The organism is Bacillus aquiflavi, from assembly GCF_019915265.1.
GTDB classification, from domain to species: domain Bacteria; phylum Bacillota; class Bacilli; order Bacillales; family Cytobacillaceae; genus Bacillus_BT; species Bacillus_BT aquiflavi.
This window is the reverse complement of the sequence record NZ_CP082780.1, coordinates 2,332,682-2,346,682: the sequence shown is the minus strand read 5'-3', so window position 1 is coordinate 2,346,682 and position 14,001 is coordinate 2,332,682. Positions and strand designations below refer to the sequence as shown.

12 protein-coding genes are annotated in these 14,001 nt (G+C 34.5%); 10 read left to right on the top strand and 2 right to left on the bottom strand.

The genetic code is table 11. The annotated features are described in order from the left end of the window. Positions 1-74: 74 nt before the first annotated feature. A complete protein-coding gene (locus tag K6959_RS11360; RefSeq protein ID WP_223086538.1) occupies positions 75-539 on the top strand; it encodes a ComE operon protein 2 in 465 nt (154 codons plus the stop codon). Between the two features lie 9 nt (positions 540-548). Next, the gene (locus K6959_RS11355) at positions 549-2,975 is read left to right on the top strand and encodes a DNA internalization-related competence protein ComEC/Rec2 (protein WP_223086536.1); all 2,427 of its coding nucleotides are present in this window, start codon (positions 549-551) and stop codon (positions 2,973-2,975) included. 118 nt (positions 2,976-3,093) lie between these two features. Here the strand turns inward: K6959_RS11355 and K6959_RS11350 are convergent, their stop codons facing one another. Next, positions 3,094-3,228, bottom strand: coding sequence for a YqzM family protein (locus K6959_RS11350; protein WP_163239492.1), 135 nt, complete (start codon positions 3,226-3,228; stop codon positions 3,094-3,096). Between the two features lie 300 nt (positions 3,229-3,528). Between K6959_RS11350 and holA the strand changes: the two genes are divergently transcribed. Then, positions 3,529-4,548 (top strand): DNA polymerase III subunit delta, encoded by a 1,020-nt coding sequence (gene holA / locus K6959_RS11345; protein WP_223086535.1) that lies wholly within the window; start codon positions 3,529-3,531, stop codon positions 4,546-4,548. A gap of 652 nt (positions 4,549-5,200) precedes the next feature. Here the strand turns inward: holA and rpsT are convergent. Continuing rightward, the gene (gene rpsT / locus K6959_RS11340) at positions 5,201-5,467 is read right to left on the bottom strand and encodes a 30S ribosomal protein S20 (protein ID WP_163239488.1); all 267 of its coding nucleotides are present in this window, start codon (positions 5,465-5,467) and stop codon (positions 5,201-5,203) included. A 300-nt stretch (positions 5,468-5,767) separates the two neighbouring features. On the opposite strand from rpsT, the gene gpr reads away from it, so the two are divergent. From gpr to grpE, 7 genes are all read left to right on the top strand, one after another. Continuing rightward, positions 5,768-6,874, top strand: coding sequence for a GPR endopeptidase (gpr, locus tag K6959_RS11335; protein ID WP_163239564.1), 1,107 nt, complete (start codon positions 5,768-5,770; stop codon positions 6,872-6,874). A 242-nt stretch (positions 6,875-7,116) separates the two neighbouring features. Continuing rightward, positions 7,117-8,319, top strand: coding sequence for a stage II sporulation protein P (spoIIP, locus tag K6959_RS11330; RefSeq protein WP_223086533.1), 1,203 nt, complete (start codon positions 7,117-7,119; stop codon positions 8,317-8,319). A 61-nt stretch (positions 8,320-8,380) separates the two neighbouring features. After that, positions 8,381-8,746 carry a YqxA family protein gene (locus K6959_RS11325; protein WP_163239484.1) on the top strand — a complete coding sequence of 122 codons (366 nt, stop codon included), beginning with the start codon at positions 8,381-8,383 and terminating at the stop codon, positions 8,744-8,746. A gap of 285 nt (positions 8,747-9,031) precedes the next feature. Further along, complete coding sequence (gene lepA / locus K6959_RS11320) at positions 9,032-10,867, top strand: translation elongation factor 4 (protein WP_223086531.1); 1,836 nt, start codon at positions 9,032-9,034, stop codon at positions 10,865-10,867. Between the two features lie 143 nt (positions 10,868-11,010). Beyond that, positions 11,011-12,153 carry a radical SAM family heme chaperone HemW gene (hemW, locus tag K6959_RS11315; protein WP_163239480.1) on the top strand — a complete coding sequence of 381 codons (1,143 nt, stop codon included), beginning with the start codon at positions 11,011-11,013 and terminating at the stop codon, positions 12,151-12,153. 86 nt (positions 12,154-12,239) lie between these two features. Beyond that, the gene (gene hrcA / locus K6959_RS11310) at positions 12,240-13,274 is read left to right on the top strand and encodes a heat-inducible transcriptional repressor HrcA (RefSeq protein ID WP_163239478.1); all 1,035 of its coding nucleotides are present in this window, start codon (positions 12,240-12,242) and stop codon (positions 13,272-13,274) included. Between the two features lie 84 nt (positions 13,275-13,358). After that, positions 13,359-13,994 (top strand): nucleotide exchange factor GrpE, encoded by a 636-nt coding sequence (gene grpE / locus K6959_RS11305; protein WP_163239476.1) that lies wholly within the window; start codon positions 13,359-13,361, stop codon positions 13,992-13,994. Positions 13,995-14,001: the final 7 nt, after the last annotated feature.

Sequence of the window (14,001 nt, the reverse complement as noted above, 5' to 3'; positions counted from 1 at the left end):
AGAATTGAAATTGACGTCATTTCTAAAAAGAGGCTACACTTAAGACTGAACATATTTAGAAACGAGGGTTGAAGATGAACCGGATTTCCTGGGATCAATATTTTATTGCACAAAGCCATCTATTGGCATTAAGGAGTACATGCACCCGTCTCGCTGTCGGGGCCACGATTGTAAGAGATAAGAGGATTATTGCGGGCGGATATAATGGATCTATAGCAGGCGGGGAACATTGCATTGATGCTGGTTGTTATGTAATTGATAACCATTGTGTAAGAACAATTCACGCTGAAATGAATGCATTATTGCAATGCGCAAAATTTGGTGTTCCAACCGAAGGAGCCGAAATATATGTCACGCACTTTCCTTGTTTACAATGCTGTAAAGCTCTCATTCAGGCTGGAATTAAAGCTGTTTACTATTCAGAGGATTATAAAAAACACCCTTATGCAATTGAATTATTTGAAAAAGCAAACGTAACTGTCGAAAAGGTTGTTTTTTCTGAAAATATTTTTAACATGAACAACGAAAAACAGATTTAATTAGGAAAAATGCCGGACATTCATTTTATAACCCTCGCTTTAAATAGGGGGACAGTAGCAATTAAGTCACTTGTCCGGCATTTAAGAAAAAGGGATGTGATAAATATTGCTGAAAAATCTATTTATTTAGCAGTTGCGGCGTTATTTGGAAGCTTAGCTTCTACATGGTCATTTTGGATTTCTTGTATAGGTTGGATTGTTTTTAATATTTTTTTAATTGGAATAAAAAAATATTCCGCATTCATAATGATTTTTATTTGGTTTATATGGATCATATATTTTTTTAATGGAGTATGGAATGATAGCAAAAATACTGCCTTTAACGGATCTGAACGAAATTTTATTATAAATATTAAGGAAAATATGAAGATCGATGGTGATTCAATGCAAGGGATTGTTACCGTCTATCCATCGAATGAAAAGCTTATGTTAAAATATAAAATAAAAACAAAACAGGAAAAACGAGATCTTGAAAAAAAATTCATTTACCCTTCAAGCTGTAAAATAACGGGCACATTACAAGCCCCTTCAAAGCCAAGAAATGAAAATGCCTTCAATTATCACTCGTATTTATTAAGACAAAAAATTTACTGGATATTATCCCCCGATCGCTTCAATCCTCAATCTTGTCAACCACTCAAAGCAACTCCATACACAGTGCTAATGAAGTTTCGCCAAAAGGGGATTTCTTATCTTAAAAAACATTTTCCAGAAGCAGCTGCCTCCTTATCTGTAGCTTTAATTTTTGGTGAACGAGACTTGCTTGATGAAGACGTTCTAAAAAATTATCAACAGTTAGGTATTATTCATTTATTAGCTATCTCGGGACTTCATGTCGGACTTTTAACAGGAATGCTTTATTATTTAGCCATTCGCTTTGGTTTAACGAGAGAAAAAACATTGATGGCACTAGTCATTTTTTTACCAATATATGCGCTTTTAACAGGTGGAGCACCTTCAGTGATTCGTGCGGTGATGATGTCAATTTTTGTTTTACTTAGTTTGTTGTGGAAAAGAAAAAGAAGGGAACCGTTAGTTGGTCTTTGTATTGCCTTTTTATTATTTTTATTTGTGAGCCCATATAGTGTATTTGAGCCTGGTTTTCAATTGTCTTTTATTGTTAGCTTGGCACTCATTTTATGTGCACCGTATATTTTTACCCGTTATAAGCAGTGGGGTATGCAGTTAATCGTTGTTTCCTTAACTGCTCAACTCGCATCTTTACCAATAATCATTTATTATTTTTACGAATTTTCACCACTTTCCATTTTAATGAATATTTTTTATGTTCCAGTGTTTTCAATCATTGTTCTTCCTCTTTCACTATTAACGTTTCTTTTTCATATGATATTTCCTTTCATCGGATTACCGTTACTATTTATATTGAATTTCATCATTGCATTTATTAATAAGCTTGCACAAATGTTTGCAGCACTTCCTTTTTCCACTGTTACTTTAGGTCGTCCTAACTTCATTATTCTTCTTTGTTTAAGTGGAAGTATATGCTTGTTTTTTTATTTGTGGGAAAATAATGAGAAAAAGAAAAAGCTCATTTTCCCTCAGTTTTTTATACCATTATTTGTATTATGTATACATTGGGGGATAACAAAGTATTCCTCCTATGGTGAAGTAACCTTTATTGATGTTGGTCAAGGTGATAGTATTTTTATTCAACTTCCGAATGATAAAGGAAATTATTTAATTGATACAGGTGGGGTTTTGCATTTTGAAAAAGATGCTTGGCGTGAAAGAAGGAAACGTTTTGATACAGGTAAAGATATTTTAACTCCATTTTTAAAAAGTAAAGGAATAACATGTGTTGATAAATTAATCCTTACACACGGTGACGCAGATCATATTGGAGGAGCATTAGGCCTACTTGATGAGGTAAAAGTAAAAGAAATTTTGCTACCAAATATGAGTAAACGTTCAAAAATTGAAAATATCATTTTAGACAAAGCGAAGGAAAAGAAGATAAACGTCCGTTTTGTTACAGAAGGGGAAAAATGGAAAAAAGGAAATGCCCTTTTTCAAATCATTTCCCCAGAAAAAGATCGCGAAGAAACAGAAAGAAATAACAGTTCAATTGTTATTTATGCAAAAATTGGCAGACTTAATTGGTTATTTACTGGAGATTTAGAAATAGATGGGGAAGAACGACTTATTAACACGTATTCAAATCTTAAAGTCGATGTTTTAAAAGCAGGTCATCATGGAAGTAGAACATCAACTTCTGAGCATTTTCTCGATCATATTCATCCGCTGATAGCGATTATTTCTGCTGGAGTTTCAAACCGCTATGGTCATCCTCATGTAGAAGTTTTAAGTAAACTAGCTGAAAGAAATATCCGTGTATATCGGACAAACGATCATGGCGCGATCACTTATAAATTTCGGGATAAAGAGGATGGAACGTTTTCACATGTACTTCCATAGTATAATACTGAAAACAATGATTAAAAACCTCCCGCTCACAATGTAAAAAATCCTTCAAAAATAAAGAGACTGCGTATTGCATGCAGTCTCCATTAACATTAAGAGCGGTTATCCCGCATTAGGAACCGGCAACTTTAATAACAGTTCCTATAATAAAGATGGTTGCGAAAAATCCGAAAGAAACGATGAAACCTACTCCGGAATCGACAGCATCATTGCGTTTACTTTGGACGTTCTTTTCAAATTCGTTCACAATTACCCCTCCTATTTCGTTATAAGTATACGTTATTCATCAAGAAAAATCTAGCGTCCTTTTGGCTACTTTCCTTTAATGACAAGAGTTGTCACAAATAGTTTACATCCAATCGGCTAAAATAACTAGTACAAAAAGCGTTACCGTTGGCAATAAGTATCCTAGGCCTTATTTGCCAGCGTTTACTATAGATCGGGAATTGGTTGCATTTTTGGAATGCCAATTCCCTTATTACTTGTCAAAAGGCTTACGCTTCTTTACGATAAGACTATAATGAAATATAGAACGGAGCGAACGATATTGGTTTTTAACATTTGGAAAAAAATCAAAAAAAAACAATTTGCCTCGCTTTATTTAGTATATGGAACGGAAGCCTTTCTTATTAATGAGACGAAACAATTACTTGTTCATCATGTTTTGGAAAAAGAAGAAATCGAATTTAACTTTTCTTCTTATGATCTAGAAGAAACGCCGATTGAAACAGCATTGGAAGATGCAGAAACTTTTCCATTTATCGGAGATAAGAGATTAATTATTTTGCAAAACCCCTTTTTTTTAACATCAGCAAAAGGAAAGGTAGACCATCATTTAGCTAAATTGGAAGCCTATTTAAAAGAGCCGGCGCCTTATTCAATTGTTGTTTTTTTAGCGCCTTATGAAAAATTAGATGAACGGAGAAAATTAACAAAGGAATTAAAGCGAAAAGCTGAAACCATTGAAGGAAAGAAGCTCAATGAACGCGAGTTAAAGGAATGGATTCATGAGCGTGCTTCGCTTCATTCGATTTTAATTGATGAAGATGCAGTTGATTTATTACTATTATTAGTAGGTACTAACTTATTTTTATTAACAAGTGAAATCGATAAACTAGCACTTTATGCAAAGCATATTGATATACATACAGTTGAAAAGCTTGTATCAAGATCACTTGAAGAAAATATCTTTCATCTAGTTGATAAAATTGTTCATAGAAAAATTGACGAAGCTTTACGAATTTTTTATGACCTCTTAAAACAAAACCAAGAACCAATCAAAATTTTATCAATAATTTCCGGACAATTTCGGCTTATCTATCAAGTAAAAGAACTTGCTCGCCAAGGGTATGGTGAAAAACAAATAGCTGGATATTTGAAAGTCCATCCTTATCGGGTAAAACTTGCAGCTGGACAAGCACGGTTTTTTTCTAATGAAGAGCTTATTCGAAAGATTGACTTACTTTCTCAGGCTGACTATGAAATGAAAACTGGTGCTATGAATAAAGTACTAATAATCGAAATGTTTTTATTCAAACTAAATGATACTCCTATAAAACAATCTTAAGGTTGATTGTTTTAACTTTTGGCATAAGGGGAAAGGGAACTGAGTTATCGTATATTAGCTTTCATTGAAACACAAGTGTTATTCAAAGTTTGGAACGATCCAAAAGTGGATCGTTTTTTTTTCTTTTTCTCCTTCCTTTCTACATCAAAGAATTTTACCGTTAATGAAAAACAAAAAAGCATATCTTGAGTGAAGAACAGTGTCTTAGGCTGCAATTTAAAATTTATTTGAATTTTTTTAAAAATAATAGCAAAAAACCATTTAAATAAGCAACAGAACATAGATTGGTGAGCCCAGAGTTTTTGTCCAAATTTTAATATTACAACACTATAGTAAAACTAACGTAAGTATTAATGCAGCCGAATGAGTAATATTTGTATTTTTTTTGAATCATGAATCATTATTGTCTTAACTGTTTAGCTTGTTTACGCTAATGGCAATACAAATAAAGGGAAAATTTAGGATGCAAAATACTCATAATAGAAGGAATGAATGACATTATATGGGGTTTTTTATTGGAGCATAGCGCTTAGCCCTTCAAGCTACGTAACCTTTTAATTGGATTAAAGGCATTTTGCTTGTTAGGGCTGATGATGCGCTCTACTTTTTATTCTTAAAACATGATCATGTTTAAGATAAAGTTATAAGTTAATTAAGCGTTTAATTTGTTTATTTTCTTCATTAAACGGGACTTTTGGCGAGCAACAGAGTTTTTATGGATAAGTCCTTTACTAGCAGCACTATCTAATTTTTTAACAGCAACTGTGAAAGCTTCCTTCGCAGCAGCAACATCATTATTAACGATTCCAGCTTCAACCTTTTTAATTGCAGTACGCATTGCAGATTTAGTTGCTGAGTTTTGAGCATTAATAGCTTGCGCTTTTTTAACACGCTTAATAGCAGATTTAATGTTCGGCATTACATTCACCTCCTACAAAGACATTAAAATATATGAACTTGTCTTCCACGTTCATTAACAATAAAGAACAAGTGATATTCTATCAAACAGCTGTTAATATTGCAATACTGTTCGTTCTTATTTTTTCATCTTCCTATTCCTTTTTAAAAGTGTGCTATTAATCGATGATTGATCTTAAAAATCCTACAGTTATAAAAACGAAGGATAAATTGTAAAAGCGCAGTGTATGAATGTTTTTTTTATCATAGGTAAAGATAAATTCATAAAGATTGCACTAGAGAAGGTGGGCCTAAAATAATGATGAAAGAATCCGTTGATTTAAGTAAATATTCAGTTAGAACTGATTTAGCTCTCGAAGCGAAGGAAATGATCGAGACTAAAGATGAAAAGAATTTATCTTCAATTAAGGGAGTCATTTTAAAGGAACGAGAAGAAGATGTATGTAAAGTTTCTGTTGTTGAAATTACTGAAGAAGGAGAAAAGGCGATCGGAAAAAAGCAAGGCCGCTATTTAACGTTAGAATTTACAGGGGTAAACAAACAAGATACCGATATACAACATAGAGTGCAAAAAGTGTTTGCAGCAGAGTTTTCAAACTTTTTGCAAGAAATAGGTATAAACAAAGAAGCGAGCTGTTTAGTAGTTGGTCTTGGAAACTGGAACGTAACTCCTGATTCACTTGGCCCCCTTGTTTGTGAGAATGTATTAGTTACGAGACATCTTTATAAGCTTCAACCAGAAAATGTTGAGGAAGGTTTTCGCCCAGTAAGTGCCCTTGCACCTGGGGTTATGGGGTTAACTGGGATTGAAACGAGCGACATTATTTACGGAGTCGTTGAACAATCACGACCTGATTTTGTCATTGCAGTAGATGCACTTGCTTCAAAGTCAATTGAACGAGTAAATTCAACAATTCAAATTTCAGATACAGGGATCCATCCTGGATCAGGGGTTGGAAATAAGAGAAAAGAATTAAGCAAAGAAACTTTAGGAATACCGGTCATCGCTATTGGAGTACCAACTGTTGTCGATGCTGTTTCTATTACGAGTGACACAATTGACTTTATCTTAAAACATTTTGGAAGAGAACTGAAGGAAGGAAACAAACCATCTCGTGCTTTAGCACCTGCCGGTTTAACTTTTGGTGAAAGGAAAAAACTTACTGAGGAAGATTTACCTGAGGAGCATCAGCGTAAAACATTTTTAGGGATCGTTGGAACATTACAAGAAGAAGAAAAGCGAAAATTAATTTATGAAGTATTAGCCCCACTCGGCCACAACTTAATGGTTACTCCGAAAGAAGTCGATGTGTTTATTGAAGATATGGCGAACTTACTAGCCAATGGGTTGAATGCAGCTCTTCACCAATCAATTGATCAAGATAATACCGGGTACTATACACGATAGATTTAGTATAAAAAATAAGTTTTTCTATACCGTTCCCCCTTAAAAAATGAACTTTACCCCAATTGTCAGATGTGTGTTAACAATTGAGGTCGAAGCTAAAATAGAGGGGGAATTTTTATTTATTTCAAATAGGGCTTGTTCAACTAATTGTTTTTAGGAATGAAAGAAAACTCCACGAAATTTGTTCTATCTTCTCTAGTAACTACATATGATTTACTAGACTTGCAAAGAGAGGTGGAACGATGAATCGCTATAAACAATCTGGGGTGATTATAACTGTTCATGGCTCAAGTATATTAAAGGTTGGTACATTCATTATACTATTTATGTTTGTAGTATTTTTTCTAAGTAGTGTACTCACCTCTTTGAAGCCCGGTTACAGACTTACTTCATCCTCAATTACTACCGCAGCAACAAATATAACAGGGGAAATGCTTTATCAATTAATTGGTCGAGAAAATCATAGTTTTTTGCAAGTACTGCCAGAGGAAAATAGAACACCAGGCATTACGAAGGTCATGTTTTCATTATCCACTAATGTTAGTTTAGATGATCCTAGAAGTCTGTTAGGCAGAGAACTTCCTGGCTTTTCAGCTTTTGATAGTCAAATTATCGTTGCTGGGGAAGGGACAAACTATACAAACATGCCGTTTGAATCATCTCCCCCTTTGGAAGTATTAAGAGCAGAACAAGAAGCAGCCTTACAAAATCTAGAGGAGCTTGATAAGGGTGTTGATAGCAGTAAGCCAGAGACTCCACAACAAACGACTGGAGATAAACAAGTTGTTTATTTATATTTTACCCATAATCGAGAATCATTTTTACCATATTTAAAGGGAGTTAATGATCCTAATTCCGCATATCATTCCGAAGTAAATGTAACGAAGATTGGAGAAACATTAAAACAAGAGCTTGAAAAACGGGGAGTTGGCACAAATTTAGATAAAACAGATGTGATGGGGTTATTAAATAAAAAGGGCGGTAAGTTTTGGCAAGCGTACGATGAATCAAGACCAATCGTTGAAGCTGCTATAGCGGGGAGCCGAGACTTACAATATTTTATCGATATTCATAGAGATTCGAGCAGAAGAGATAAGACAACTATTGAGATTAATGGGGAATCATATGCGAAGTTAATGTTTGTGATCGGAAAAAAACATCCTCAATATGAGAAAAACGTCCGATTAGCAAATGAAATGCATCAAAGGCTTGAAAAAAAATATCCAGGTTTAAGCCGAGGGGTGCTTGGTAAAAATGGAGAAGGAGAAAACGGTAAATATAATCAAGATTTATCAGAAAACGCCATTTTGATTGAATTTGGTGGAGTAGACAATACATTTGAAGAGTTAAATCGATCTGCGGCTGCTGTAGCAGAAGTATTTAGTGAGTTTTATTGGCAGGCGGAGCAAGTAAACAAACAGGAAAATGAAGCAGAAGAGAAATAGCAGATTTATGATCATGTACGGAGAAATTGTTCAATGATAGAGAAACAGGTGGTGATTTGTAATGAAGGGGTTTTTTATTAAATTAATGCTTCTTGTAGCTTTAATGTTTTTTTGTATCCTTCTAGGAATGCAAAAAGCTAGTGAGGGTATCCAAAGTATGCGGGGGTATGATGACCCTGACTTTAAAAGTGCATTTTCAGTAGAAGAATTAAATGATGGGGAGTTGCAAGCTTCTGTTTTAGGAACAGACATTACAAGTCACGATCTTGCTGCAAAAAAAAAGAAACTTGAAGAATTTAAGACGTTTAACTTTTTCTCCTCAGCAGGAAAAAAAATATCTGAAGGTGTATCGAATCTCTCAAAAAAAGGTATTGAGTTTTTAACTGAACTTTTTGAAGATCGTCATGATGACAAACAAGATCATTAAATGCGGCAAATTTTTCGCTACAGACTGTAAACAAAAGGTAGTTGGATTTCCTTTTCTCTATAGCCATAGCGGATATTTGCCGCTTATTTTTACATTTTTTAAAAAATAACATGAACTAATACAGTGGATTATCTTACTCTTCATATTCTCATATGGTGCTTTATAAGAGGAAAAAATAAATTAGAAGTCCTTGACTATCATTAGTTTTCATTGAATGTTAATAGACGTACTGTTATAATCAAAACTAGTTTACATGTGTAAGACAGTAGGAGTGAACAAAATAATATGAACAGAGAAGAGAAGTTAAAAAGACAGTCAAAGATACGAAATTTCTCCATTATTGCTCATATTGACCACGGAAAGTCAACATTAGCTGACCGAATATTAGAAACAACCAATGCATTAACGGCTCGGGAAATGAAGGATCAGTTGCTTGACTCAATGGATCTTGAGCGAGAACGAGGAATCACGATAAAATTAAATGCTGTTCAATTAAAATATAAAGCTAAAGATGGTGAAGAGTACACTTTTCATTTAATAGATACACCTGGACATGTCGACTTCACATATGAAGTATCTAGAAGCTTGGCAGCATGCGAAGGTGCTCTCCTTGTTGTTGATGCAGCGCAAGGAATCGAAGCACAAACGTTAGCAAATGTTTATTTAGCAATTGATAATGATTTAGAAAACATCCCTGTTATCAATAAAATAGATTTGCCGAGTGCTGATCCAGATCGAGTTCGTCAAGAAATTGAAGATGTCATTGGACTAGATGCCTCTGGAGCAGTCCTTGCCTCGGCTAAAGCAGGAATTGGAATTGAGGAAATTTTAGAACAAATTGTCGAGAATGTCCCAGCTCCAAATGGTGACCCTGATAAACCGTTAAAAGCATTAATTTTTGACTCGGTCTATGATTCCTATCGCGGAGTTGTGGCGTATATTCGCGTTGTTGATGGAACGGTTAAAGTGGGCGATAAAATTAAAATGATGGCAACGGGAAAAGAGTTTGAAGTAAATGAAGTTGGTGTTTTTGCGCCAAAAGCTGTTCTTTGTGATGAGCTAACAGTTGGAGATGTTGGCTATCTAACTGCTTCGATAAAAAACGTCGCTGATACTCGGGTCGGTGATACGATAACAAATGCTAAAAACGGAACTAAAGAACCGTTGCCAGGATACCGAAAGTTGAATCCAATGGTGTTTTGTGGGCTATACCCGATTGACACGTCGAAATTTAATGATCTTCGTGAAGCGCTTGAAAAGCTAGAATTAAATGATTCAGCTTTGCAATTTGAACCGGAAACATCACAAGCATTAGGATTCGGGTTTCGCTGTGGTTTTTTAGGACTTCTTCATATGGAAATCATTCAGGAGCGGATTGAACGGGAATTTAAGATCGATTTAATCACAACAGCACCGAGTGTAATTTATACAGTTTATATGACAGACGGAACAAGTGTAAACGTAGATAACCCATCAAATATGCCGGATCCACAAAAAATTGACAAAATTGAAGAGCCGTATGTTAAAGCAACAATTATGGTTCCAAATGATTTTGTAGGTGCAGTGATGGAAATTTGTCAAGAAAAGCGGGGGATTTTTATCGATATGCAGTATCTTGATGAAAATCGAGTAAGCATCATTTATGAAATTCCTCTTGCTGAAATTGTTTATGATTTTTTTGACCAGCTTAAATCTCATACTAAAGGTTATGCTTCGTTTGATTATGAATTAATCGGCTACAAGCCATCGAAGCTTGTAAAAATGGATATTTTACTAAATGGAGAGCAAGTCGATGCATTAAGCTTTATTGTTCACAAAGATTCGGCGTATGAACGAGGTAAGCTCATTGTAGAAAAGCTAAAAGAGCTTATCCCTCGCCAACACTTTGAAGTTCCAGTCCAAGCCGCGATTGGGCAAAAAATTGTTGCGCGTTCAACAATTAAAGCGATGCGCAAAAATGTACTTGCAAAATGTTATGGCGGAGATATTTCGCGAAAACGAAAACTTTTAGAAAAGCAGAAAGAAGGAAAGAAAAGAATGAAACAAGTAGGTTCTGTAGAGGTGCCGCAAGAAGCTTTCATGGCTGTCTTAAAAATGGATGAATCTACTACGAAAAAATAGCCTGAATCTAGGTAATAATAATAAAAACTTATATATCGTTATTGAGGTTAGAACGCTTAATAGGCGGTACTAGCCTTTTTTCTTTATTCATCCAACTATAGATCAAAGTTACTGTTTATATTAATTTAAGGTAGTGAGACAAAATGGTAAACGCTGCATATATTCACATTCCCTTTTGTGAACACATTTGCTATTACTGTGATTTTAATAAAGTATTTATTCATAACCAGCCAGTTGAGGAATATTTGAATAATTTAGAAAAAGAAATTCAATTAACAATCGCTTCATCTTCGAAGTCATCTATACTTAAATCTATATTTGTCGGTGGAGGTACTCCGACTGCTTTAAATGAACATCAACTAGAAAAACTATGTCACATTATACAAAGACAATTACGATACAATTATCAGACTGAATTTACTTTTGAAGCGAACCCAGGAGATCTGTCAATTGACAAGCTGGAAATTTTAAAAGAAATTGGCGTAAATCGAATTAGCTTAGGTGTGCAAACGTTTAATGACCTGCTTCTTGAGAAGATTGGGAGAGTGCACCGAGCAAAAGATGTATTTAAGTCAATTGATTTGGCAACAAAAGTAGGCTTTAAAAATATAAGTATAGATTTAATTTATCGTTTACCAGGGCAAACGATAAATGATTTTAATGAAACATTGGAAACTGCTTTATCGCTTAACGTCCAGCATTATTCAGGCTATTCTCTCATTGTCGAGCCAAAAACGGTTTTTTACAATTTAATGAGAAAAGGGGCACTTCCTCTACCAGAAGAGGAAACTGATGCGATGATGTATGAATTATTAATAGAGAAAATGGATAAACATGGATTTAAACAATACGAAATTAGTAATTTCTCACTTCCTAGTTATGAAAGTAAACATAATTTAACTTATTGGAACAATGAAGAATATTACGGATTTGGAGCTGGAGCACATAGTTATTTAAATGGTTATCGACGCTCAAACGTTGGTCCATTAACAAAATATTTTGGTTCCATTCAGAAAAATGTGCTTCCTGTTTTTGAAGAAAATCACGTATCAAAAAGGGAAAAAATGGAAGAAGAAATGTTTCTTGGTTTAAGAAAAACAGAAGGTGTTTCAATTCGACAATTTACGAAAAAGTATGGTTTAAATCCACTTCAACTATTTTTCGGTGAGATCCAAACGAATCAAGAAAAAGGATTATTAACAATAAAGGAAGATTGGATTCGGCTGACGAAAAAAGGCAGATTTTTAGGTAATGAAGTATTTCAATCTTTTATCGGAGTAATCTAAATTATTGACATCCTCCCCTCCTTTTTGTTAATTTAATAGTAGAATTAGCACTCACGCACAAAGAGTGCTAACAGAGGTGATGACAGTTGTTAACAGATCGTCAATTGTTGATTCTCCAAGTGATTATTGATGATTTTATTCGATCTGCACAGCCAGTTGGTTCTCGAGTTTTGTCGAAAAAGAGAGACATAAATCTTAGTTCAGCGACAATCCGCAATGAAATGGCTGATCTTGAAGAACGTGGTTTTATTGAAAAAACACACACATCTTCGGGGAGAATCCCTTCGCAAAAAGGGTATCGTTATTATGTCGATCATCTTCTTTCACCAGCAAAGCTTACTAAAGCAGATATTTTTAAAATACAGTCAATTTTTGCTGAGAAAATTTTTGAATTTGAAAAGATTGTTCAAAATTCTGCAAAAATATTATCTAATTTAACGAACTACACTGCGATTGTTTTAGGACCAGATGTGAAAGAAAACAGGCTTAAAAAACTCCAAATCGTCCCATTAAATAAGGAGACAGCAATCGCACTTATTGTGACAGATACTGGTCATGTTGAACATCGAATGTTTTTAATCCCGCCTTCAATGAAAGCAAGTGAAATTGAAAAAATGGTCAACATTATCAATGACCGGTTAATAGGGGTTCCTTTGGCTGATTTAACGGATAAAATTTATTTAGAAGTAGCAGCATTATTAAGACAGCATATAAATAATTATGAATTTATCCTTCAATCAATGGTGAAATCTTTAAAAATGCCTGTTAGCGATAAAGTGTTTTTTGGCGGAAAAACAAACATGTTGCGACAACCTGAGTTTCATGATATTGATAAAATCAGTGTTCTCTTAAATATGATTGAGCAAGAAGATGGAATAACTGATTTACTTACTAAAAATCCTACAGGTATTCATGTGAAAATCGGCCGAGAAAATGAAAATATTGCGATGGAAAACTGTAGTCTTATTACCGCAACTTATTCAGTCGGAGCAGAAAGTCTTGGTACAATCGCAATTTTAGGACCGACAAGAATGAAATATTCCCGAGTAATTAGTATTCTGGAACTATTATCAGATAATTTATCAACAGTCTTAACGAGGCTGTATCAAAATAATGAGTGATGGAAAATATCAGTTATGGGTGGAAAAAAGTTTCCATCCTTCCCTATGCCTATTTTTAGTTAAAATTATTTGGAGGAGGTGAAAATGATGGAAAAAGAACAAAAACCCGTTAATAAAGACGAAGAGAAGCTTGAAGATGAAACAAAAACATCCGTAACGAAGGAAACGGTAGAAACAGTGTTAGAAGAGGAAAACTCTGCAGCAGATCAAGCTTCTGATGAAAAAGAAGAGGAACAACAGCAGTCGTTAGAAGAGCAGCTTAACCTTGCTAATAATAAAATAAATGAACTGGAACAAAAGCTGGAAGAATCAGAGAACCGTTACCTTCGTCTTCAAGCAGATTTAGAAAATTACCGCCGCCGAGTAAAGCTTGATCTTGAGGCGAGCGAAAAATATAGAGCGCAAAGCTTAATTTCAGACATTTTACCAGTTATCGACAATTTCGAAAGAGCTTTACAAACAAAAACAGATAACAAAGAAGTTAATTCCATTCTTAAAGGAGTGGAAATGGTCTACAAAGGCTTATTAGAGGCATTAAAGAAAGAAGGAGCTTTACCGATTGAAGCGGTCGGTAAAGATTTTGACCCTCATTTCCACCAAGCAGTAATGCAAGTGAATGAGGAAAATTATGCTTCAAACATAGTAGTAGAAGAGCTTCAAAAAGGTTATGTATTGAAGGATAGAGTACTTCGCCCTTCAATGGTAAAAGTGAATGAGTAAATACATA

Bases quoted from the DNA above. Each gene is read 5' to 3' on its own strand.
- K6959_RS11360 (WP_223086538.1), top strand. From the start codon at position 75: ATGAACCGGATTTCCTGGGATCAATATTTTATTGCACAAAGCCATCTA.
- K6959_RS11355 (WP_223086536.1), top strand. From the start codon at position 549: ATGCCGGACATTCATTTTATAACCCTCGCTTTAAATAGGGGGACAGTA.
- rpsT (WP_163239488.1), bottom strand. From the start codon at position 5,467: ATGCCGAACATTAAATCTGCTATTAAGCGTGTTAAAAAAGCGCAAGCT.
- gpr (WP_163239564.1), top strand. From the start codon at position 5,768: ATGAAAGAATCCGTTGATTTAAGTAAATATTCAGTTAGAACTGATTTA.
- spoIIP (WP_223086533.1), top strand. From the start codon at position 7,117: ATGAATCGCTATAAACAATCTGGGGTGATTATAACTGTTCATGGCTCA.
- K6959_RS11325 (WP_163239484.1), top strand. From the start codon at position 8,381: ATGAAGGGGTTTTTTATTAAATTAATGCTTCTTGTAGCTTTAATGTTT.
- lepA (WP_223086531.1), top strand. From the start codon at position 9,032: ATGAACAGAGAAGAGAAGTTAAAAAGACAGTCAAAGATACGAAATTTC.
- hemW (WP_163239480.1), top strand. From the start codon at position 11,011: ATGGTAAACGCTGCATATATTCACATTCCCTTTTGTGAACACATTTGC.
- grpE (WP_163239476.1), top strand. From the start codon at position 13,359: ATGATGGAAAAAGAACAAAAACCCGTTAATAAAGACGAAGAGAAGCTT.